The sequence below is a fragment of the Gymnodinialimonas mytili genome (assembly GCF_037544085.1).
Taxonomy (GTDB): Bacteria; Pseudomonadota; Alphaproteobacteria; order Rhodobacterales; family Rhodobacteraceae; genus Gymnodinialimonas; species Gymnodinialimonas mytili.
This window is the reverse complement of record NZ_JBBIFW010000004.1, coordinates 318,227-340,622: the sequence shown is the minus strand read 5'-3', so window position 1 is coordinate 340,622 and position 22,396 is coordinate 318,227. Positions and strand designations below refer to the sequence as shown.

The 22,396-nt window shown below is 61.8% G+C and carries 20 protein-coding genes and 1 riboswitch; of the genes, 10 read left to right on the top strand and 10 right to left on the bottom strand.

Translation table 11 applies throughout. From position 1 onward, the window contains the following. Window position 1 precedes the first annotated feature (1 nt). Entirely contained in the window at window positions 2-2,092 is a 2,091-nt protein-coding gene (locus V8J82_RS18065; RefSeq protein WP_339977318.1) for a ComEC/Rec2 family competence protein, read from the top strand. 3 nt (window positions 2,093-2,095) lie between these two features. On the opposite strand, the gene V8J82_RS18060 is transcribed toward V8J82_RS18065, so the two are convergent. Next, window positions 2,096-2,554, bottom strand: a complete 459-nt coding sequence (locus tag V8J82_RS18060; RefSeq protein ID WP_339977316.1) for a GNAT family N-acetyltransferase — start codon at window positions 2,552-2,554, stop codon at window positions 2,096-2,098. Between the two features lie 193 nt (window positions 2,555-2,747). Here V8J82_RS18060 and V8J82_RS18055 point away from each other — a divergent pair, with 193 nt between their 5' ends. The 4 genes from V8J82_RS18055 (at window position 2,748) to V8J82_RS18040 (ending at window position 6,855) form a co-directional block, all read left to right on the top strand. After that, window positions 2,748-2,906 (top strand): DUF2256 domain-containing protein, encoded by a 159-nt coding sequence (locus V8J82_RS18055; RefSeq protein ID WP_339977314.1) that lies wholly within the window; start codon window positions 2,748-2,750, stop codon window positions 2,904-2,906. 96 nt (window positions 2,907-3,002) lie between these two features. Then, window positions 3,003-5,141 (top strand): malate synthase G, encoded by a 2,139-nt coding sequence (locus V8J82_RS18050; protein WP_339977312.1) that lies wholly within the window; start codon window positions 3,003-3,005, stop codon window positions 5,139-5,141. Window positions 5,142-5,176: 35 nt separating this feature from the next. Next, complete coding sequence (locus tag V8J82_RS18045; protein WP_339977310.1) at window positions 5,177-5,812, top strand: cytochrome b; 636 nt, start codon at window positions 5,177-5,179, stop codon at window positions 5,810-5,812. 191 nt (window positions 5,813-6,003) lie between these two features. Then, window positions 6,004-6,855 carry a DUF2189 domain-containing protein gene (locus V8J82_RS18040; RefSeq protein WP_339977308.1) on the top strand — a complete coding sequence of 284 codons (852 nt, stop codon included), beginning with the start codon at window positions 6,004-6,006 and terminating at the stop codon, window positions 6,853-6,855. A 95-nt stretch (window positions 6,856-6,950) separates the two neighbouring features. Here the strand turns inward: V8J82_RS18040 and V8J82_RS18035 are convergent, their stop codons facing one another. From V8J82_RS18035 to V8J82_RS18000, 8 genes are all read right to left on the bottom strand, one after another. Continuing rightward, window positions 6,951-7,622, bottom strand: a complete 672-nt coding sequence (locus V8J82_RS18035; RefSeq protein ID WP_339977306.1) for a hypothetical protein — start codon at window positions 7,620-7,622, stop codon at window positions 6,951-6,953. A gap of 218 nt (window positions 7,623-7,840) precedes the next feature. Beyond that, window positions 7,841-8,968 (bottom strand): SPFH domain-containing protein, encoded by a 1,128-nt coding sequence (locus V8J82_RS18030; RefSeq protein ID WP_339977304.1) that lies wholly within the window; start codon window positions 8,966-8,968, stop codon window positions 7,841-7,843. A gap of 125 nt (window positions 8,969-9,093) precedes the next feature. Beyond that, complete coding sequence (locus V8J82_RS18025) at window positions 9,094-10,278, bottom strand: hypothetical protein (RefSeq protein ID WP_339977302.1); 1,185 nt, start codon at window positions 10,276-10,278, stop codon at window positions 9,094-9,096. Window positions 10,279-10,378: 100 nt separating this feature from the next. Then, on the bottom strand, window positions 10,379-11,026 hold the full coding sequence (locus tag V8J82_RS18020; protein ID WP_339977300.1) for a hypothetical protein: 648 nt from the start codon (window positions 11,024-11,026) through the stop codon (window positions 10,379-10,381). Continuing rightward, window positions 11,023-11,898 carry a DUF2927 domain-containing protein gene (locus V8J82_RS18015; protein WP_339977298.1) on the bottom strand — a complete coding sequence of 292 codons (876 nt, stop codon included), beginning with the start codon at window positions 11,896-11,898 and terminating at the stop codon, window positions 11,023-11,025. Before V8J82_RS18015 ends, V8J82_RS18020 begins: the two co-directional genes overlap by 4 nt. 99 nt (window positions 11,899-11,997) lie before the next feature. After that, on the bottom strand, window positions 11,998-13,200 hold the full coding sequence (locus V8J82_RS18010; protein WP_339977296.1) for a toxic anion resistance protein: 1,203 nt from the start codon (window positions 13,198-13,200) through the stop codon (window positions 11,998-12,000). A 17-nt stretch (window positions 13,201-13,217) separates the two neighbouring features. After that, window positions 13,218-14,168 carry a 5-bromo-4-chloroindolyl phosphate hydrolysis family protein gene (locus V8J82_RS18005; RefSeq protein WP_339977294.1) on the bottom strand — a complete coding sequence of 317 codons (951 nt, stop codon included), beginning with the start codon at window positions 14,166-14,168 and terminating at the stop codon, window positions 13,218-13,220. A gap of 316 nt (window positions 14,169-14,484) precedes the next feature. After that, window positions 14,485-15,375 carry a hypothetical protein gene (locus tag V8J82_RS18000; protein ID WP_339977292.1) on the bottom strand — a complete coding sequence of 297 codons (891 nt, stop codon included), beginning with the start codon at window positions 15,373-15,375 and terminating at the stop codon, window positions 14,485-14,487. A gap of 141 nt (window positions 15,376-15,516) precedes the next feature. Further along, window positions 15,517-15,595, top strand: a riboswitch (SAM riboswitch). A 67-nt stretch (window positions 15,596-15,662) separates the two neighbouring features. Between V8J82_RS18000 and metZ the strand changes: the two genes are divergently transcribed. The 5 genes from metZ (at window position 15,663) to V8J82_RS17975 (ending at window position 21,066) form a co-directional block, all read left to right on the top strand. Further along, window positions 15,663-16,859 (top strand): O-succinylhomoserine sulfhydrylase, encoded by a 1,197-nt coding sequence (gene metZ, locus V8J82_RS17995; protein WP_339977290.1) that lies wholly within the window; start codon window positions 15,663-15,665, stop codon window positions 16,857-16,859. Then, on the top strand, window positions 16,856-17,350 hold the full coding sequence (locus V8J82_RS17990; protein WP_339977288.1) for a GNAT family N-acetyltransferase: 495 nt from the start codon (window positions 16,856-16,858) through the stop codon (window positions 17,348-17,350). The genes metZ and V8J82_RS17990 overlap by 4 nt, the downstream gene beginning before the upstream one ends. Then, a complete protein-coding gene (locus V8J82_RS17985; protein ID WP_339977286.1) occupies window positions 17,347-18,078 on the top strand; it encodes a glutamine amidotransferase in 732 nt (243 codons plus the stop codon). Before V8J82_RS17990 ends, V8J82_RS17985 begins: the two co-directional genes overlap by 4 nt. A 161-nt stretch (window positions 18,079-18,239) precedes the next feature. Further along, window positions 18,240-19,331 (top strand): GTP cyclohydrolase FolE2, encoded by a 1,092-nt coding sequence (gene folE2, locus V8J82_RS17980; RefSeq protein WP_339977284.1) that lies wholly within the window; start codon window positions 18,240-18,242, stop codon window positions 19,329-19,331. 265 nt (window positions 19,332-19,596) lie between these two features. Beyond that, complete coding sequence (locus V8J82_RS17975) at window positions 19,597-21,066, top strand: TrkH family potassium uptake protein (protein WP_339977282.1); 1,470 nt, start codon at window positions 19,597-19,599, stop codon at window positions 21,064-21,066. A gap of 70 nt (window positions 21,067-21,136) precedes the next feature. On the opposite strand, the gene V8J82_RS17970 is transcribed toward V8J82_RS17975, so the two are convergent. After that, window positions 21,137-22,324, bottom strand: a complete 1,188-nt coding sequence (locus V8J82_RS17970) for a BaiN/RdsA family NAD(P)/FAD-dependent oxidoreductase (RefSeq protein ID WP_339977279.1) — start codon at window positions 22,322-22,324, stop codon at window positions 21,137-21,139. Window positions 22,325-22,396: the final 72 nt, after the last annotated feature.

Here is a 22,396-nt window from a genome sequence, read left to right as displayed (position 1 = left end):
GATGCCCTGGTCCGCCGTGTGTCTGGGCTTGGGTGTCGGGATTTACTTTGCGATGCCGGTCGAGCCCGGCGCTCTGGTCTACGCTGCCTGGGGTTTCGTAGCGGCCTTGGGCCTCGGCTTGCTGATCCTGCAGCGCGAGGTGCTTGGTCCGCTCGGGATCGCATTGATGCTGGTGGCGGGCGGCGTGGCCCTGGCCGGGCAGCGCGCCCATTACGTGGCCGGGCCGGTGATCGATTTCCGCTATTATGGGCCGATCGAGGGGCGGATCGTTGGCATCGACCGATCCGCCAGCAATGCGCTGCGACTGACCCTGGATCAGGTCCGGCTGGACAATGTGCGCAACACACCGCTGCGGGTGCGCGTTGCCCTGCACGGCGATCAGGGCTTTATCGACCCGGTTCCGGGTGCAATGGTCTTCACCACAGGTCACCTCTCGCCCCCCGGCGGCGCGGCGGAGCCCGGCGGGTTCGACTTCCAGCGCCACGCCTGGTTTCAGTCTCTCGGCGGTGTCGGCTATACCCGCGTGCCTGTTCTGCTGCTGGAACCACCGGAGGAGGGCGCCACGCCCCTGTTCAGCCTGCGGATGCGGATGTCTGCGGGCATTCAGGCCGCCATCCCAGGCCAGCCCGGCGCCTTCGCGGCGGCGGTCCTGACAGGTGACCGGTCGGGCCTGGAACAGGGGCCGATCCAAGACATGCGTGACAGCAATATCGCCCATCTTTTGGCGATTTCGGGCCTGCATATGGGGCTGCTGACCGGCTTTGTCTACGCGTCCCTGCGGCTGATCCTCGCGCTGATCCCGCCCCTGGCCCTGCGCTATCCGATCCGCAAATGGGCGGCTGTCGGCGCCTTGGCGTCGGGCGCGTTCTATCTGGCGCTGTCCGGCGGCAATGTGGCGACAGAGCGCGCTTTCATCCAAGTCGCCGTCATGTTTACCGCCGTGCTGATCGACCGCCGTGCGATCACCCTGCGTTCGGTGGCGATTGCGGCGATCATCGTGCTGATCCGCCGCCCTGAAACGATGCTCGGCCCGGGTTTTCAGATGTCATTTGCCGCGACGACGGCCCTGGTGGCGGGGTTCAACGCCCTGCGCGGGGCGGAGTGGCTGCGGCGCTGGCCACGATGGGCCAAGGGCACGTTCGGTCTGGTCATGTCCTCGGTCCTGGCAGGCGCGGCCACGGCCCCGTTTGCCGCGGCGCATTTCAACCGGCTGGCAGCCTATGGGCTGATCGCCAACCTGATGACGGTGCCGGTTATGGGCTCGGTCGTGATCCCCTTCGCCGTCCTGGCGCTGTTGCTGTCGCCCTTTGGGTTGGATTGGGTGGCCTATTGGATCATGGAACAGGCCCTGATCTGGATCCTGGCAGTGGCTGAGCGTGTGGCGGATCTGCCCGGTGCTATCCGCATGGTCGCCAGCCCGCCCTCAGTCGTCTTGGCGTTGATGGCCCTGGGCGGCATCTGGCTGTGCCTGTGGGACGGGCGCGGGCGCCTCGTCTCGGTCCTGCCCATGGCGGCGGCCTTGGCGCTTTGGCAGGGTGCGGATCGACCCGCGGTGCTGATCTCGGAGGGCGGCGGCCTGGTGGGGCATCTGGGGACTGAAGGCCGGGCCCTCAGCCGCGAGCGCGGCGATGGTTTTGTCGCGGGGATCTGGCTGGAAAACGATGGGGACATGGCCGATCAGTCGCAGGCCGCGGCGCGGCCCGGCTGGGCGGAAGCGGGTGCGGGCCAAGTGACGCAACTGGGCGAACTGACGCTCTGGCACGCCACCGGGCGCCGCGCCCTGGCCGAGGCCGAGGCCGCCTGCGCCGCCCATGACATTGTCGTCATGAACAACCATCCCGACGATCCGGTGCCCGTCAGCCTGCAAGCGGCCACCGATCTGACCCGCGCGCAACTGGTCGCGCCGCAGATCCCGTCTGGCGCCGCGCTGGCGCAATCTTCATCGCGCGCCGATTGCCTGTTTCTCAGCCCCGCCACCCTGTCGCAATCTGGTGCCGTTGCTCTGCGCATTGAGAACGGGACGCCCGTCTTCGACACCGCCCGTGCCCACCAGGGCCAGCGCATCTGGTCGCCGCGCGCCTCATCGCAATAGGCTTTAGACCAAATCCTTTTCCATATAGGCCAAGCTATGGCCGCTCCGGCTCGGATGGGCGACGACCCGGGTCACCTGAAACCCTGCCTGCTCATAAACCGCGATATTGCCAACTATCCGCGTATTCGTATGCAGGCGCAGCCGCAGGACACCTGCTTGCCGCGCCACCTCTTCCGCATAACGCAAAAGCATCAGGCCCAATCCACGTCCCTGAGCCGGTGGAGCAACCGCAACGCTCCACACCATCCACGCCTCCGAATGCGGCTCCATCACCAATACGCCGACTGGGCGCGCCTCAACCTTGCAGAGCCATACCCGGCCCTTGGCGATCCAGGGGCGATAATCTTCGATTGCGGGCCGCGGCAAGGCACCGATCACGGGCAAATAGGCAGGCCCATAGGCGGTACGGCTGATCTCAGCCACAGCTTCCAGATCTTCGGCCTTGGCCTGTCGAACTATCATTCTCTTGATCTACACAAAGATCCCCACCGCGGACATCCTTGCGCCACGCCCCCTTTCATCTTGGCCAAAAAACTCGCCCCGCAGGGCCCATCGCCTCCCACACGCACCCTTTCCGCAACAAAAATTGCCTCGGGCGACCGCGCAGCGGGCGCAAGTCCTGGTCTCTGACTGCCACCCGCCTATCTGCGCTGTCATGGCCAAGACGCGCAAGAAATCCGACCTGCCGCAGAAGGACTGTGCCACCTGTGGGCGTCCGTTCACATGGCGCAAGAAATGGGCCAAGGTCTGGACCGAGGTTCGCTATTGCTCCGACAGGTGCCGGCGCAAGCGCGCCAAGCCCCCCACAGGCTAGGGCGGACCGGTCAGGGAAAATGACCAATTGCTTGCCTCACTGCTCAAAATTCGCCTATCTGGCACACAAATGCAGACCGACAGTCGGAGGGGACCCATGGCCGATCGCGTGAACCGGGCGGGTTTGGAAGTGGCGCAAAGCCTTGCGGAATTCATCGAGACGCGGGCCTTGCCCGGAACGGGGATCGAGATCGATGCGTTCTGGCGTTCGGCCGCCGCGCTCTTCACCGATCTGGCCCCGAAAAACACCGCTCTCCTGGCCAAACGCGCGGACTTGCAGACCCAGATCGACACATGGCACATTGCCCACCGCCATAGCGCCCACGATCCCGATGCCTACCAGGATTTCCTGACCGAGATCGGCTATCTCGTCCCCGAGGGTGACGCGTTTCATATCGAGACAACTAAGATCGACCCGGAAATCGCGCAGGTGGCCGGTCCGCAATTGGTCGTGCCGATCACCAATGCCCGCTTTGCATTGAATGCGGCGAATGCGCGGTGGGGCAGCCTCTATGATGCCTATTACGGCACCGATGCGATGGGTAGCTTGCCTGCGCCCGGGGGCTATGACCGGGGTCGCGGCGCCCGTGTGGTGGCACGAGCGCGTGTCTTCCTGGACGATGCGTTTCCGATCAACGGGGCCTCCCACGCCGATGTGCGGCGCTACCACGTGGACAAGGGCGCTTTGCTGATCGATGACAAGCCTCTGGTCAGTCCTGAGAAATTTGCGGGCTATACGGGCCGCGCCAAAGCGCCGGACTCGGTGCTGCTGGTCAATAACGGGCTGCATGTGGAACTGGTCTTCGACCGCGCCCATCCGATCGGGGCCCGCGATCAGGCGGGGCTGGCGGATGTCCGGATGGAGAGTTCGGTTTCGGCCATCATGGATTGTGAGGATTCCGTGGCCTGTGTCGATGCCGAGGACAAGGTGCTGGCTTATTCCAACTGGCTCGGTCTGATGCGCGGAGATCTGGAGGAGACGTTTGAGAAGGGCGGCCAACAGGTGACCCGCAGATTGTCCACCGACAAGGCCTTTACCGCGCCTGACGGATCGTCCTTCACCGTGAAGGGCCGTGCGCTGATGCTGGTGCGCAATGTTGGCCATCTGATGACCAACCCGGCCATCCTGCTGGCCGATGGGTCCGAGGTTTATGAAGGCCTGATGGATGCGCTGATCACGGTTCTGATCGCCAAACACGATCTCAGCCGGACGGGCGGCAATTCCACCACCGGATCCGTCTATGTCGTCAAACCCAAGATACACGGGCCCGAGGAGGTCGCCTTCACCGATGAGATCTTTACCTGCGTCGAGGCGGCCCTGGGCCTTGAGCAATTTACCGTCAAAATCGGCATCATGGATGAAGAGCGGCGCACCTCCTGCAATCTCAAGGAATGTATCCGCGCCGCCAAACATCGCGTGGCCTTCATCAATACCGGGTTCCTCGACCGCACGGGTGATGAGATCCACACCTCGATGGAGGCCGGGCCCTTCAGCCGCAAGGATTTCATCAAGCGCAAGGGCTGGATCACGGCCTATGAGAACCAGAATGTCGATATCGGTCTGGAATGCGGTTTGCGCGGCAAGGCGCAGATCGGCAAGGGCATGTGGGCCAAACCCGACGCCATGGCCGAGATGCTGGAGGCCAAGATCGAACACCCCCGCGCGGGCGCCAATTGCGCCTGGGTCCCGTCGCCAACCGCCGCGACGCTCCATGCGCTGCATTACCATCAGGTGGATGTGGCTGCTGTGCAGGAAAAGCTCGAGGCCGGTGGCCGGCGCGCCTATGTGACGGCGCTGTTGGACATTCCGCTCGCCGCCTATCGCCGCTGGAGTCGGGATCAGGTGATCCGCGAGGTCGAAAACAACGCCCAGGGCATTCTGGGCTACGTGGTGCGCTGGGTCGATCAGGGCGTGGGCTGTTCCAAAGTGCCCGATGTCAACGATGTCGGTTTGATGGAAGACCGTGCCACCTGTCGGATCAGTGCCCAGCACATCGCCAATTGGCTGCACCATAATGTGGTGACCGAGGCCGAGGTCGGCGAGGTCTTCCGCCGGATGGCCGAAGTGGTCGATCGCCAAAATGCCGATGACCCGCTTTACCGCCCAATGGCGCCGGGTTTCAACGGGATCGCCTTTGCCGCGGCGATGGATCTGGTGCTGAAAGGGCGCGATCAGCCTGCGGGCTATACCGAGCCCGTGCTGCATGCGCGCCGCTTGGAATGGAAGGCCGCCTGACAGTTTTTTCCCAATGCCGCGAATAATCCGTCAGGATGGCGCGTAACCTCGGCAGGCGCCGCCCTGGCGCCTCTGACGGAACAGCCCGCGCCCGTGGGCCGGAATTTGGGGAAACGACGATGGCACTGACCAACTCACCGCACGGCTATGGCAGCCTGACAAAATTGTTTCACTGGCTGATCGTGATCTTGTTCGCGCTGCAATATGTCGGCGGCAACATCATGACGAGCATCGATTTCAATTCGAGCTATGCCGGGATCAGCACCAACACCTATTACAATTGGCACAAATCCCTGGGGCTCGTGGCGTTGCTTGTTGCGGTACTGCGGATCATCAACCGCCGCGTCGGAGAGTTGCCACCCTGGGCGCCGACCCTGACCCCGCGCGAGCATGCGTTCATTCACCGGGTCGAGCAGGTCTTTTACGCCGCGATGCTGATCATGCCGATCACCGGCTGGCTCTATGTGATGTATGGCAATTACGGCGTGAACCTGTTCGGGGTTTGGGAAATGCCGCGCCCGCTGCCACGCGACGACACCCTGCGCGATGTCTTCAAATGGGCGCATATCGGCGCGGGCTGGGTGCTTTTGGCTGCAATGGCGGGCCATGTTGGGCTGGTTTTGTGGCACCAGGTGATTAAGAAGGATGGCTTGCTGAAACGGATGATGTGATGGGCGGCGATCTGCTGTCTGGGTCGGATCGCCGAGGACGTCATCCCTAGCGATCGGCGGCGTGGAAACAGCCGCCTTGCTCTAACGGTGCGTCTCATACACACTTGCGCGCGGTGGAGGGACGCCTGTTTCAGTGCCGGATCTGTTGGCAGACAGAGCGGCGCAGCACCCTGTTTTGGGAGGAATGTGTCATGACGTCCGACACCACGGAATCCGCAACATCGAACAATCTGACCTCGCCGAATGGCGACGTGCCCAAGATCAATACAGTAACGGCGCAGGATATCACCGCATCGCTGAAGGCCGGGTTTTCCGACTTTCTGGCCCGCCCGGTCATGAGCGGCTTTTTCGGCCTGTTCTATGCATTGTTCGGGATCGCGTTTGTCTGGATCTTGGCCTGGTTCGGTGAGATCTGGATGATCATTCCCGCCGTCGTGGGTTTTCCGCTGGTCGCACCGTTCGCCGCCGCCGGGCTGTATGAAATGTCGCGTCGGTTGCAGAAGGACGAGAGGTTCGGCTGGTCGGACATCCTCACCGTCATGGCCAGCCAAAGCAGGCGTGAGATGGGCTGGATGGCCTTCGTGACCCTGTTCATTTTCTGGGTGTGGATCTACCAGGTGCGGCTCTGGCTGGCGCTCATCCTACAGAATGCTTCCTTCTCGAATCTCGACGGGTTCCTGAACGCAATCTTCTTCACGCCAGAGGGTTGGACCTTCCTGGCCATCGGCACAGGTGTGGGGGCCTTGCTGTCTGCTGTGCTGTTCTCGGTGACCGTTATTGCCATGCCCATGCTGCTTGACCGGGAAACCAATTTCGTTTCGGCGATGATCACCTCCGTGCGCGTCGTTAAGGAAAACCCGGTGGTCATGCTGGGCTGGGCGGCGATCATCTCGGTCACCATGCTGGTGTCGCTTGTTCCAGCGTTTCTGGGCTTGATCTTCACCCTGCCGATCCTGGGTCACACCACTTGGCACCTCTATCAGCGGGCCGTTGCGCCGGCGGAGGAGGGATCGGTCCAGCCGTCACCCTTAGCAGGTATATGACTTCTTTTTGCTCGGAGAGCGTTGGGCTGTGATCTGCAACGGACCGAGACAACCGGGCTCAACGGTTTTTGAGGATTTCTGCCGCGAAAGCGTTGCTAACCCCCTGTGCTGGGCGCAGAGCGATATGTCCCGTCCGCGACCTGTTCGATCAAATCGCGCACGGCCCGTGCGTCTTCCAGAAACCGGAAAGACTTTGGCGCCGTTGAGTCAAAGGAAATCTGCGCCGTTGCCCGTACATTCATATGGGCGCCTGCCCGCACCTGTTTTGGATCGGCATAGGTGACAAGCCCGGACTTATCTACCGAGGTTTCGACGCGCGGCTTGAACCACAGCGTTTGCCGCCGCCCAAGCGACACGGAAAGCTTCAGATCCGGTGTGATCGGGTAACTGGTCTGGCGAAACGGCGGCCCTTCATGGGTATTCAGGATGATCGCGCGGCGATCCGTTACCGCGTAATAGAGGCAGTTGCGCATCGAGGTTTCGAACCAGATGAAGAGCACGGAAATGCCGATGAAGATGAATGATAGGAAGCCAAGGAACACCAGGGGTGCTGTCGGTATCTGCCCATTCTCCCCAATCGTCAGGTAGAGTATAAACGCCCCAACACCATGCGCCGCGATAGCGAAACCGAGGAGTGCGGCGACCTCCTGCGTCAGCCGAAGCCCCCGCGCCGGTCGCCCGGTCCAGAGTAGCTTTTCGCCTGGCTCCAGCTCATCGTCCCAAACCTCGGGCCCGAGGTTCCTGTAGGGGCGCGACTTCCTGGACATCTCGAACAGCCACAACATGCGTCGAGCCTAGCAGGGCTGCCCCAAATGCAGGCCACGGCGCGGAACGGACCGCTTTGCAAGCGCCAATCCGCCAGCCAATGCAGAAGCGAGGGCGTTATTGCGCCTAATCGCGCTTGCGCGCCAACCATGGATCGGAAGATCGACCCGGCTCGATCAAAAAACCCCGCCGATTGGGCGGGGCTTTGGGTACTATAGGATCACGCCGGGGGCGGCGGCGGTGGGGGTGGCATGACGGTAAACAGCTGCGCCAGTTCCGTTACATCGCCCGCTTTCAGCCAGCCGTCTTGGCCCGCGGTCCAGACCATCGTGTCGCGGCTGAGCGACCCGTCGGACACCATGCGGCCCAGATCGGCCTTGGAGAACGGACCTTTCGTCGCGCCGTTTTCGGCCACGTGCCAGACATGTTCGACCGGTGGGGGCGGCGGCGCGGCATGGGCCGCCTGATGCGGCTGCGCCTGGGCCTGGCCGCCCATATTGTTGGCGAATTGATTGGCCATCGCCATGCCCATCCCCATGCCCAGGCCTTCGCCCATGCCGCCACCGCCGCCGGGATTGTCGGCGGCCGCGCGCATGGCTTCGGCGGTTTGGAACTGGGTGTATTTGTTCAGATCGCCGACAACGCCCATCGAGGTGCGCTTGTCCAACGCCTCTTCCACCGCGGGCGGCAGCGAGACGTTTTCGATGTAAAGCTCCGGCAGGGTCAGACCGTAGGAGGCGATGGTTTCCGAGATCTTCTCGGCCACGATATCACCCATCTGGCCGGTATTCGCGGCCATGTCGAGCACCGGAATGCCGGATCCGGCCACCGCCTGGCTGAATTGCTGAACGATGATGTTGCGGATCTGATGCGTCACCTCATCGGTGGTGAACTCGCCATCGGTGCCCACGATCTCGGTCATGAACAGGCCCGCATCCTTCACCTTCACGGTATAGGTGCCGAAGGCGCGGATTCGCGTGGGCCCGAAATCGCTGTCGCGGATCATGATGGGGTTTTTGGTGCCCCATTTCAGGTCGGTGAAGCGGTTGGTATTGACGAAATAAATCTCGGATTTGAACGGGCTGCTGAAGCCATGATCCCAATGCTGAAGATTGGTCATGATCGGCATATTGTTCGTCTCAAGCATATAGAGGCCCGGCGTGAACACATCGGCCAATTGGCCTTCATGGATGAACACAGCCACCTGGCCTTCGCGCACCGTCAGCTTGGCGCCATACTTGATCTCGTTGCCGTACCGTTCGAACCGGTAGACCATCGTGTCGCGGGTATCATCGGTCCATTCGATGACATCGATGAACTGGCCTTTGAGAAAATCCATAATCGGCATGAGGTGCCATCCCCTGTTAAATATCCGGTTCGTTTCAGGAAATCATATAGGCACTCATCCGATGCGGCTACAGATTTGTGCGCGCGGGGAATTGGGGGGAGGACTTCCCCGCGCGCGAGCCGGGCTCAGGGAGTGAGCATCCGGCGGTTCCATTGCCACAGGCCCCAGGCCAGCGGAATCGCGGTCAGCCCGCCAATCACGTAGGCGAGGGGTTCGTCGCCGAAGGTCTCAAAGGCTTGGGTATAGGCGTGGATACAGGCGAAGGTGCAGGCGGTGTTGAAGACGCCGCGCCGCACGCCATTGGCCGCCCAGATGATCACGGCAACAAGCGCCACGGCCCAAAGGATGGAATAGGCCGTATCCGGAATGTGTATCGCGGTTTCGCGAAATGCGTCGACGGCATCGCGGCGGGCCTCCCATGTCTCGAAGGGGATGCTGCGATTTTGAGGTCCCCAGATCGTCTCGCCGACCCAATCGCCCCAGAGCGATCCGACCAGGGCGCAGAGATTGGCGACGATCAGGCCCATCGTGGCCAGGATCCCGCCATGGCGTCCGATGCGGTCTGGCAGACGGCTGGCCGCCCACAGGCCGACGGCGACCAAAGCGCTCATTTGCAGGATCGAAAGCGTCGATTCCGGCGAGTAGAAGGCGTAGACCGCGTGCCAATAGGCGGTGCCGGTGGACAAGGCTTGGGCAAAGGGCAGGATAGCCAGGGCCGTGACAAAGCGGACATTGACCAGGATGCCGGACGCTATGATGACTGCGGTGGCATAGAGAAAGGCCAGGACGGCAGGCCAGCCAATCAATGCCAATTGTTCCGCCCAGAAGCCTAAGCCCGCCAGGTGCAAGGCGCCCCCCATCAGGAATACGGCGCCGAGGGTGAAAGGCGCAATGTCGCGGAAATAGTGCCGGATCGCAGCAAATGCCGCCGCTACAGTCGCGCCGAGGAGCATCATCGCAGGTCCAGCTATGGCTTCGTAGCTGTTGGCAAGCTCAAACCCCGCGCCACCCAGCAGCATGCCGGCCCCGATCAGGGCGGCTGCGTTTCCAAAAAAGCGCAGGGTCTCCTGGCCCATAGTTAGGGCAAAAGCGCCCGAAGCCAGCATTACAAAGCCCACCGCAGCGACGGATATCGGGCTGGCCAGCCAGAAGATCAGGCCGAATGTGGCGGCAAGGATCCCTCCTGCCAGCAGGGCATTGATCCCCAGTTGCATCATGGTTTCGCGGGCTTGCAGCCGCAAAGTCTCAACTTGGGGTGGGGTCAAAACCCCTTCGGCAAGAAGTCGGTTCGTATCGGCAACGTAATACATCTGAGGCACTCCTGAACAACGTTCAAGACTGCAAATAACAAATTGAACATCGTTCAGTCAAGAAGTTTGAACGCCGTTCAATATTGTGAAGGCTGCTAGGTCAGGAATTTGGGTCCGGCGCACACGGGGGCGGCAAAAGCCAATCCTCGTCGCCCCCCATGAATTGCACATAGAGTGCGACGGTATCGCCCTCAGCATCGATCAGGCTGGCCACCGGATATCCGCCATCGCCCCAACCGGACCCCGTGGCAGGGAAGGTGGTGCCATCGGGCAGGGTGGCCATGAAGGGGATTGTCGGGACCGTCGCGTCCAATTGATCGGCATAAGTGCCATGATACGTCCCCATCGACGGATCGGCATAGGCGTCAAGAGCTGCGGCGTCGGCCGGTGTCAGAAAGGCGAAAGTGCCTGTGTCGATCCCCGCCGAGGCCAGATCCTCTCCGCAGGCAACCGGGTCGGCGGACCAGATCAGCGCCAAGGCGGCGGTGCGGCCCGTTTCCGCATCGATATAGCCGGTGACGCCCGCCTCTTGATCGGGGATGGTCAAGCCCGGCCCCTCGGCTTGCCAAAGCGTGATGGCGTCGGTGGCGTAGAGCTGCCCACCCACAGGATGCCATCCCGCCACACGGACGGCCCGCACCTCCATGCCCAGACCGGAGGAAATCCAACCATGGGCCGTTTCGGACAGGGCGATCCCGGGCACCGCGATCAGGGTCAAAGCCGCGTAAAGCGCGATGTGGCGGATCAAGATGGCCCGCCGGTCAGCTCTCCGGCGATCTGGCGCACCAAGGGGCGCGCCTGATCAGGCGTCAGACCCGGGCTAAGCCGCCGGTCATAGAGCATCTGCAACAGCAACTCATCATGGCGGGTCAATAGCGCGAATTCCTCATCATCATTGAAGATCGAGGGACGTGCGCCGGGGCTGTCATTGGGCAGGCCCAGGCCCTGGGCGATTTCTTCATGCACACAGGATCGGCGCAAGAGATCGGGATGTTCATCGCGGATGACCGCGATGGCGGCGATATAGGTTGAGCTGCCCGAAGCCGAAAAGGCGTAGACGGAACAGAAGGTAAAGCGTGACAGGTTCTGGATCTCGCGGATCGTGGGTTCGGAAATGCCCGGCACCAATTGACGCAACAAAGGACCGGACGCGGCAAGGCTATCGCGGTTCATATACAGAACGTGGAAATTGCCCCCGGATGAGACCGTACGGATCGGATGGCCGCTGATCCGCGCCAGACGCGTGGCATAGGTGCTGAGAACCGAGCGATCTTCGGCCTGCTGGCTGGCATCGACGCTGGCGCCGAAATGCGGCTGAATCCGTACTGGCGCATTCCAGCGCCTTAGACGCGAGACGGTTTCGCGCGCCACAAACCGTTCACCCTGAAGGGTATATTCGTCAAACAGCGCAATTCGTTCGAAATTCGTCGCCAATTGCGCGGCGGAAAACGGTGTATCGGGCCCACCGCCATCTGTGCGCAGCATGCCGTTGCCGACCAGCCGCGATTCAACGCTGCGGTAATAGCGCGCCAGACTCACGCTTTCGGCTGAGGGGGCCGGGGCAGCGGGCGCCTCAGCCCGTGGGGCGGGCCGAGGGGAGGTATCCGGGGCGACCGGCATGCAGGCCGTTAAACCAAAAGATGCCAGAAACGTGCAGGCAGCAAAAAATATGCGATGGGCCAAAGCCGAGCGCTCCGCGTCGTAAGTCCTGTTCAGACCTTACCTTTGCACAGGTTGCGCGTCACCGTCGATCACATCTGCGTCGGCGGCGGGCCGCCGAGCGGAGGCCGCGGACAACGTGTCGCGCAGTTCGGCTTCCATCTTGACCATCTCGGCTTCGGCCTCGGCCCGCTTGCGCTTGCCCTCATCGGCGATCTCCAGGCTTTCGTTGATCGTCGCGATCAATTCGGCATTGGCGGTTTTGACAGCTTCGATGTCGAAGACCCCACGCTCCATCTCTGCGCGGACCATCTTGTTGCTTTCGCGCAGATTGGCGGCATTCTGGGTCAGAAGCTGATTGGTCAGATCGGTGGCTTCCTTGACGGCCTTCGCAGCCTCGGTCGAGCGCTGGATGGTCACGGCCTGGGCCAGTTGGGTTTCCCAAAGCGGCACCGTGTTGACCAGGGTCGAGTTGATCTTGGTGACCAGCGATTTGTCGTTTTCCTGCACCAGACGGATCGACGGCAGGCTCTGCATCGTCACCTGACGGGTCAGTTTCAGGTCATGGACACGGCGTTCCAAATCGTCACGTGCGGCGCGCAGATCGCGCAATTCCTGTGCCTTCAGGATCTGCTGATCCTCGGGCGCGGCCTGCACTTCAGCCTCTTTCGCCGGGATGACGGTGTCATCGAGTTGCTTGATCTTCTCCTCACCGGCAGCGATGTAGAGCGCCAGTTCATCGTAGAAGTCGAGCGTCTTTTCATACAGTTTGTCGAGCGACTTGATGTCTTTCATCAGCGTGTGCTCATGGGCCAGCAGGTTGTCGGTGATCTTGTCGATCTGTTCCTGAACATCCTCATATTTTGCCAGGAAATCATGGACCGGCTTGGCCTTGCCGAACAAACGCTCCCACCAGCTTTGCTTGCGGTTGGGGTCCAGCTCATCGACGGAAAAACCGCGGATCGTGCCGACGATATCGCGCAGGCTGTCACCGGCGGGGCCCACATCCTTGTTTTTCACGCCCGCCAGCATCGCCTGGGAAATCTGCTGAAGCTCGGCCTGGGCGGTGGAACCAAACGACACGATGGAATTGGTATCGCCCATATCGATCTCTGACATCCGGGTGCGGATTTCTTCTTGGGTCGGCGCATCGGCCTCGGGCAGGGGCACCAGATCGGCGGACGGGGCGGGCAGCACAATCTCGTTCAGCTCGTTGACAAGCGTTTCGGCCTCTTTGGCCTTCTGGTGCACTTCGGTTTCCATGGTCTTGTCCTTCTAACTTAGCTGTCGCTCTGGCGTTCGAGAAATTGGGTTTCGCGCTGGAGCCGATGTTGCAACACTTCGATCTCGACATCGAAATTCGTGCGATCATCGATCAGCAGCGCCTCTTTGCGGTTGGCGAAATTCTGTTCCATGTCATCGAGGAACCGCAGGTAATCCTCGCGAATTTTGGGGTCTTTCTTGCGTGCATAAAGCGCCACGAATTGCACTGTGGCGTCGCGCGCGCCCTGCAGGTAGACGCCCAGGTAACGGCGGGCGGCATTCAGATCGCGGGGATCTTCTTCGACCTGGCGAAACAGCCCGCGCACCGTGGTCTGAAACCGGTCCACCCGCGCCTCCAACTGGCGGTCACGGGCGCGCAGGATGGCGTCTTTCTGTTCGTCCAACAGTGCTTCGGCGGCGTCGATCTTACGCGCCACGCGGTCGCTGGTGAGCGTGTCGACACCCGACAACCCTTTGCTGCGCAGCGGGTCGAGCCCGAAGGAAAACAGGTGCAAGCCAGCGGCCAGAAGGCCAACGATATTGGCCGCGACCAGCGATTCCAAACCGCTTTCGCCGCCACCGACAATCAGCAGCCCAACTCCGATCCCGGTTGCCACGGCGCCGAAAATCTTGCGCGGGATCGCGGGTTTGCGGGCCACTTTGCGTTCGTTGAACGCGTCTTCGGCCCGCACGCCATCGCGGGTCAGCCAAGCCGACAGCAGCAGCATCGCGCCACCCGCCAGATTGGTGGCCATATCGATCACGCCGGAATTGAACAGGACCGAGAAAATGGTCAGCAGCGGCAGAATGAACAGGATGTTCAGCTTCGCGCCGTGGCGCTGCGGTGTGCGGCCTTTGAAGGGGGCAACCTCCAGCGTCATGGGCTGATGCGTGACGCGTTCGCGCGGTGTGTCGCCATCGCGGGCCTGTTCTGTCGGGCTATATTCGCCGCCATAGCGCTTTGCCATTCCTACAGCACTCCAAAGCCGCCAAAGGTTGCGCCAAGGATCACCAGGACCAGCACAAAGAATGAGACGCCTTGAAGAAAGCTGGACGACATTTACGGCCCCGTTTGCATTGGGCGGCGTGAACCGGCCCTTGGATCAGTTACTCTACCGCCCCTCTCTCCGCGATTAGGGCGATAATGTCATCTGCAACGATAGGCAGATTTCATTTCAAAAACCAGACATGCACGAAAGGTTAGCCTCTGTCAGCCCCAACTGCACATGGTGGTGGACTACACTTCGGAGGCATGGCGCTGCGGTACAAGGGGTGTGGGGGCCATCACAGGGGGGAAAGCTGCGCGCCATCTCCCCCGCTTGTGTGGCGGTGCCGGGGCTGGGTCGAGATCCGTTGAAGCTGCGTCAGGACAGCCCCCTCCTGTGGATCCAGCACCCTGCGGTAGAGCGCGAAGAGGCCCGGTCGCATATAGCCCGACCAATGGCAGAACCGCGTTGCAGGTGGCTTGATGCGATGCCCCAGCGCGGCGAGATCGGCGCGGGTGCGGGCGCAATCGATGCGCAGATCAATCCAAGTCTGACTGTTTTTCTGCCCGGCAGCCAGGGGTAGGGCGCCCAGATGTGGTGCGGGTACGCTGGCGCGAAACGCGATGTCGAAGGGCAGATTTTCGGCGCTGCGGATATTGAGCACGCGGGTGCTTTGCCCTTGCAGTGCCTGGCAGGCAATATCGCGATATTCGGCGCCCGCGATCAGGATCGCACGGTCGACGCTGTGTGCAGGAGATGCTGAAATCGCGGCCAGCGCCACCCGCGCGCCCAGGGAATGCGCCATCAGGTTGAGGCGAAGATCAGGGCGGACGGCCCGGATGACCTCGATCAATTGCCCCAGACCGCGGCCCGCATCGAAGGCCCTGTCGGCCACCAGGCGCAATGGGCCCCGGGCAGGCCAGCCGAAAGCGATGCCGAACGGCCCATCCGCACGTCCCATATGCAGATGTCGTGGCCAGCTGACGGCCTTCCAACAGCCCGCCCGCGGGGTCAACGACAGAATGTGATGATGCGGATTATGCCGGGGATCGGAGGGGCAGAACCGATAGCCATGGATCAAGATCGTGACAGCGCGGCCCTCAGGCACCTCGGCCAGCGCCGCGGCGATACCGCTTTGCGCGGCAATATGCAGCCGATCTGCCCGCCAATTGACTTGCAGTAATCCCATATCCCTGCCTCACGCCTACCAGACGTTGGGGGTGACCTAGGGCAGTTCCACTACAAATACGTGACGCCCCCATGACAAGGCGATGACCGGCCGATCTGCGCTCACACAAATGCGCCTTGACGGATTTGGCGCAGCGGCCTAACCCGCGCGTGTGGCGATTTGTGAACCGGATTGCGGGCCACGTTAAACATTCCGCTAAAGAGGTCGAGGCCGCCGCGAGATCGGCGCCTGCCCCGACCATCACCCGGTCCGGGCCTTGTTTCGGACCAGAACAAGAGGATGTGGGGATGAAAGACACCCAATCGAAACGGCAATGGTCGAAACGCACCCGCGCGGTCCATCAGGGCACCCGCCGCAGCCAATATGGTGAATTGTCCGAGGCGATGTTCCTGACCCAGGGTTTTGTCTACGAGACCGCCGAGGCGGCTGAGCAGCGCTTTATCAAATCCGGTGAGGACGAATATATCTACGCCCGCTACGGCAATCCGACCGTTGCGATGTTCGAAGAGCGCATTGCCGCGCTGGAAGGGGCCGAAGATGCCTTTGCCACCGCCAGCGGCATGGCGGCGGTCAATGGGGCACTGACCTCAATGCTGCGCGCCGGCGATCACGTCGTCTCGTCGCGTGCGCTGTTCGGCTCGTGCCTCTATATCCTTGAAGATGTGCTGACCCGTTACGGGGTTGAGGTCACGTTTGTGGACGGCACCGATCTGGATCAATGGCGAAACGCAGTGCGTGCCGATACGAAGGCCGTGTTCTTCGAATCCATGTCGAACCCCGCGCTTGAGATCGTGGATATCGCCGCTGTTTCGGAGATCGCGCATAAGGTTGGGGCAACAGTTGTCTGCGACAATGTCTTCGCCACGCCGGTCTTTTCCGATGCCATCGCCCAAGGTGTCGATGTGGTGGTCTATTCCGCGACCAAGCATATTGACGGGCAGGGGCGCTGTTTGGGTGGGGTGATCCTTGGGACGAAAGACTTCATCCGCAAAACCGTCGAGCCATACCTGAAGCATACCGGCGGCGCGATGTCGCCCTTCAATGCCTGGGTCATGCTGAAGGCGCTGGAGACGATGGATCTGCGAGTCCGCGCGCAGGCGGCCTCGGCCCAGGCGATTGCAGAAGCGCTGGATGGCCATCCCGCTTTGGAACGGGTGATCTTCCCGGGTCTGCAAAGCCATCCGCAACATGCGCTGGCCACCAGGCAAATGGAGGCGCCGGGCACCCTGATCGCGTTTGACGTCAAGGGCGGGCAGGCGGCCACCTTCAAGATCCTGAACGGGCTGGAGATTATTAAGATCTCCAACAATCTGGGCGATGCCAAGTCGATTGCGACCCATCCCGCCACGACGACCCATCAACGCCTGAGTGATGAACAGCGCGACGCGTTGGGCATCACGCGCGGTCTGGTGCGGTTGTCGGTGGGCTTGGAGGATCCCGAGGATCTAATCGCCGATCTGACCGGGGCCTTGTCGGTGTTATGAATGGTCTGATCATTCGCCCTTACCGCCCCGCGGACGCGATCGGGCTGGCAACGCTGTTCCATCGCGCGGTGCAAGAGGGCACGGCCCAGCATTACTCTGCCGAACAGCGCCAGGCTTGGTGCAACGCGCCGCCCACTTCCGAAGGATGGCGCGCTCGCGTGGAAGAGGCGGTGACCATCGTCGCCGAACGCGACGGGCGGCATCTGGGCTTCATGACGATGGATATGGAAACCGGATATCTCGACTTCGCCTATGTCGCGCCAGAAGTCATGGGCAAGGGTGTGGCCGCGGCGCTCTATGCAGTGATCGAGGGGCGCGCTCGCACCCAGGGGCTTGCACGATTGGAAACGGAGGCCAGCCTGCTCGCGCAGCCTTTCTTTAAGCGGCACGGCTGGCGCATCGTCAAACGGCAAGAGGTCGAGCGCAGCGGCGTGAAAATCCCCAATGCGCGGATGGAAAAGCGCCTGGTGCGGCGGTTCGCGGCCGCATGAGCAGTTTCCTGATCCTGCAATTGCGCCCCGAAGATGCCGCCGCGGACGAGGAATTCGAGGCGTTCCTATCCCGCGGCGGGTTGGCCGAAGGCGACGTCACGCGGGTGCGGCTGGATCAGGGGCGTCTGGGTGCTGTCACGCTGCAGGATTATGCGGGCGTGATCGTCGGTGGCGGCCCTGGCTGTGTCAGTGACGATCCCGCCACCAAAGACCCACTAGAGGCCAGGATCGAGGCCGATATCATGGCGCTGATGCCGGAGATTCTGTCCCGCGATATGCCGTATCTGGGCTGTTGCTATGGGATGGGCATTCTGGGCGCTGCGCTCGGCGCGCCGGTGGGCAAAGGCCGCTATGGCGAGGCGATTGGCGGTGTGGATTGTCGCCTGACCGATGCGGGCGTGCGGGATCCGCTGTTGGCGGATCTGCCAGAGCGTTTTCGCGCATTGGTTGGCCACAAAGAGGCGGTCGAGGACTTGCCCGATGGCGCGGTGCATCTGGTCGCCTCCGCCCCCTGTCCGTTCCAGATGATCCGCGCTGGTAAAAACGTCTATGCCACGCAATTCCACCCCGAAGCGCGCGGCGAAAACTTCGCACAGCGTATCGCGATCTATCGCGACCGGGGCTATTTCGCGCCGGAAGACGCCGATGACCTCACCCAGGCCGTCTTGGCGGAACCCATCACCGCGCCGGAGCAAATCTTGCGAAATTTCGTGGCACGCTTCCGCTAAATCCCCGGGATAACACCGGTTTTTGATCCGGTGTGAGGCGCTTAGCGTATATCAATACAAAGACAAGTCTTGGGATCTGCGTGCATCGCGCCATATCCTGGGGTGTGGACAGGAAGGCGGGCCATCGGGGTCTGCCTCGCTTAGGGAAAAGGGGGTGGCGCATGAACATGCATGTTAAGACCGCCACGGAAGAACCAACCGAAAGCCAAGTCGAAGCGGCGCTGGCGCTGCTGACCCAATGGGCCGAGGGCGCAACGCATGATCAGATGGCAGCGCTGACGCCGGGAGTTGCGCGGCTGGTTCGACAGGCCGATTATCCAGACTTCCGACGTGACTATCCCACCGACTTCAAGGTGGATGCCGCCTATAAGGCCGGTCTGCCCGATTTGCAGAATGGCCCGGCCAGCCTGATCCAGGGCGCCAATCGGCGTATCCAGCATGTGGGGATTTCGAATTTCCGCCTGCCGATCCGCTATTCGGTGCGCGGCGGCGGTGAGACGATGCTGGAAACCTCGGTGACCGGCACGGTCAGCCTGGAGGCTGATAAGAAGGGCATCAACATGAGCCGCATCATGCGGTCTTTCTACAAGCATGCCGATATGCGGTTTGGTTTCGACGTGATCGAAGCAGCCTTAGATGATTACAAAGCTGATTTGGACAGCTTTGATGCGCGCATTCAGATGCGCCTAAGCTATCCAATGATGGTGGACAGCCTGCGCTCGGGCCTCTCTGGCTGGCAATATTACGATATTGCTCTGGAATTGGTGGAACGGGACGGTGTGCGGCAGCGGATCGTGCATCTGGATTACGTCTATTCTTCCACCTGCCCATGCTCTTTGGAACTGTCCGAACATGCCCGTGCCACCCGGGGGCAATTGGCGACGCCGCATTCGCAGCGCTCGGTTGCGCGGATTTCTGTGGAGTTGTCGGGCGAGGGCGATCTGTGGTTCGAAGACCTTATTGAGATGGCCCGCGATGGCGTGCCGACCGAAACACAAGTCATGGTCAAACGCGAAGACGAACAGGCCTTTGCCGAGTTGAATGCGGCGAACCCGATCTTCGTCGAAGACGCGGCGCGGTTGTTTGCGGAACAATTGATGGCCGACGCCCGTGTCGGCGATTTCCGCGTGATGGCGAGCCATCAGGAAAGCTTGCACAGTCACGATGCGGTCAGCCTGTTAACCGAGGGTGAGACCTTCGCAGAGGTGTCTCTCGATCCGCGTCTATTCCCGTCGATGATCCATGTCGGCTAATGCGCCGACTTAAGATTGCGCCATAAGTATCCGAAATTACGCAAAAGTCCCCGTGGAGCGGGGGCTTTTGCATTATAGGCTGGATTGGGGTCGCGCGATGTTTGTGATCTCTGGATTGGTCAGCGTGTTGGTCTTCAGCGATCTGTGCCGGTGATGCACCAATGTAAAGCCGTCGCAACACCTGATCATTGATCCGATCCCATCTGGGCCAATGCCGCGGCCCGCTCCTTGACAGCCAAGCCGCGGCGCGCCAACGCTCCGCCTTATGTTTGACTTTCGCCCGGTGGGCTACGTCCTTGGCCTTTTGACGATGACCCTTGGGATCACGATGCTGATCCCGATGGGCGCCGATCTGGTGGCTGGCAACGGCCATTGGGGCGCGTTTGCCGAGGCCGCGGCGCTAACCAGCATGACGGGCCTGTTTATGACATTGGCCTGCGCCAATGGCGTCAGTCAGGGCCTGTCGATCCAGCAGACCTTTTTCCTGACCACGGGCGTGTGGCTTGTCCTGCCGCTCTTCGGTGCCCTGCCATTCATGTTGGGCGATGCGATGGGGCCGGGACAGGGCGCGCGGTTCGTCGATGCGGTGTTCGAGGCAATGTCGGGCATGACGACCACCGGCTCCACGGTGCTGACGGGGCTCGATACGCTTCCGGCGGGGCTGAACCTGTGGCGCGGCCTGATGCAATGGTTCGGAGGCATCGGGATCATCGTGGTCGCCATGGTGTTTCTGCCGGAACTCCGCGTTGGGGGCATGCAGATTTTTCGCTCGGAAGCCTTCGACACAATGGGCAAAATCCTGCCCCGCGCTGGTGAGATCGCCAGCCGGATCTCGGTGATCTATCTGGCGCTGACGGTGCTGTGCGGCTTAGCCTATCTGGCGCTTGGCATGGCGCCCTTCGATGCGCTGATGCATGCGTTGACCACGATCTCGACGGGTGGGTTTTCGAACTATGATGCATCGTTCGGCGCGTTTCAGGGCCCCACGGAGTATGTAGCGGTGGTCTTCATGCTGCTGGCGAGCCTGCCTTTCGTACGCTACATCCAACTGGTGGCGGGCACCGCACAACCGATCCTGCGTGACAGCCAGATCCGCACCTATTTCGCGACGATCCTGATCCTGACCCTGTCCTTCACGCTCTACCGGATGACTGTGAATGGCGATGATGTCAGCGATGGGTTCCGCGAGGGGCTGTTCAACGTGACCTCGATCATCTCGGGCACCGGCTATGCCAGCACCGATTACGAGGCCTGGGGGCCGGTCGTGCCCGCGGCCTTTTTCTTTATCGGTTTGATCGGTGGCTGCGCGGGCTCCACCAGCTGTTCGATCAAAGTGTTTCGATATCAGCTGTTGTTTGCGGCGATCTCCACCCAGGTCCGCCGGCTTTATGCGCCCCACGGCATTTTTGAGCCGCGTTTTGAGGGCCGGCCGGTGGACGAGGAAGTGATCTCTTCGGTGATGGCGTTTTTCGTTCTGTTCTTTGTGACGCTGGGCATTACGGCGGTGTTGCTGGGGCTGACGGGGCTGGATGTGGTTACATCTGTGTCGGGCGCCGCGACGGCTTTGGGCAATATCGGCCCGGGTCTAGGCGATCTGATCGGACCATCCGGCAATTTCGCAAATTTGGGCGACAATGATACCGCCAAATGGATCCTGTCGGCGGCGATGTTGATCGGTCGGCTGGAGTTGATGGCGGTGCTGGTCCTGTTCACCGCCACGTTCTGGCGCGGGTGAGGCGTGGCGCGCGCGTCGGTGAAATGACTGAGCCCCTGTCGGAATGCTGTCATTTTTGCCAAGGGGAGCCTCAGCGTGCTGCGATGGCGCGCCCTGCCGCGACGCCCGAACTCCAAGCCCATTGGAAATTGTAACCGCCGAGCCACCCCGTCACATCCACCGCCTCGCCAATCGCATAGAGCCCCGGCAAATGCGTGCTTTCCATCGTCTTCGACGACAAACCATCGGTCGCGATACCCCCCAAAGTCACCTCGGCCGTCCGGTAGCCTTCCGACGAGGTGGGCGTCACCTGCCAGCCCGTCAGCCGCGCCACCAGATCGCGCAAGGCGGCGTCGGATTGATCGGCCAAATTGCCCGTCAGGTGCCAGGCCTCGGCCAGATGCTGCACCAGGCCTTTCGGTAGAACCTCTGCCAGCAAGGTGGTCAGGCCTTTCGCGCCACTCTCGGCCCGCCTAGCGCGCAGATAAGAAAACAGGTCCAGATCGGGGCGCAGATTAAGGGCGAGGCTATCGCCCTCGCGCCAATAGGATGAGATCTGCAGGATCGATGGCCCTGACAGCCCGCGATGGGTAAACAGCATACCCTCGTCGAAACTGGTGCCGTTGCAGGCGACCCGCGCGGGCACCGACATGCCGGACAGAGCGGCGAATTGCGCCTTCGCCGCGCCGTCAAAGGTGAGCGGCACCAGGGCCGGGCGCGTCTCGGTCAGGCGATGCCCGAACTGCGCCGCCACGCGGTAGGCGAGGCCCGTCGCCCCCATCTTCGGGATCGATTTGCCGCCCGTTGCCAGAACCAGATTGTGCGCTGTCACAGGGCGCGCCGCGCCTTCGCGGGTCAGCGCCACATGAAACAGCCCATCGCGATGGGTGATTTCGCCGACCTCCGTGCGCAGCCATAGCTCCGCGTTGTTCGCCTCGGCCAACAGCATCGCGATGATGTCTTTCGCCGAATTGTCACAGAACAATTGTCCCAGCGTCTTCTCATGCCAGGTGATACCATGTCGGTCGACCAGATCGATGAAATCCCATTGCGTGTAACGGCTGAGCGCGGATTTCGCGAAATGTTTGTTTTCGCTGAGAAAGTTATCAGGACCGGTGTGAAGATTGGTGAAATTACACCGCCCGCCGCCCGAAATGCGGATCTTTTCGCCGGGCGCCTTGGCGTGATCCACAACCAGTGTATCGGCCCCTGCATGGGCGGCGCACATCAGCCCCGCAGCGCCCGCGCCGAGGATCAAGGTGGTGACGGTATGGCTCATGGGCGCTGGCTATGCGCAATCGGTGGGGCCATCAAGGGCTTAGCTCCAATGAGAGATCGTCGTCTTCTCAAC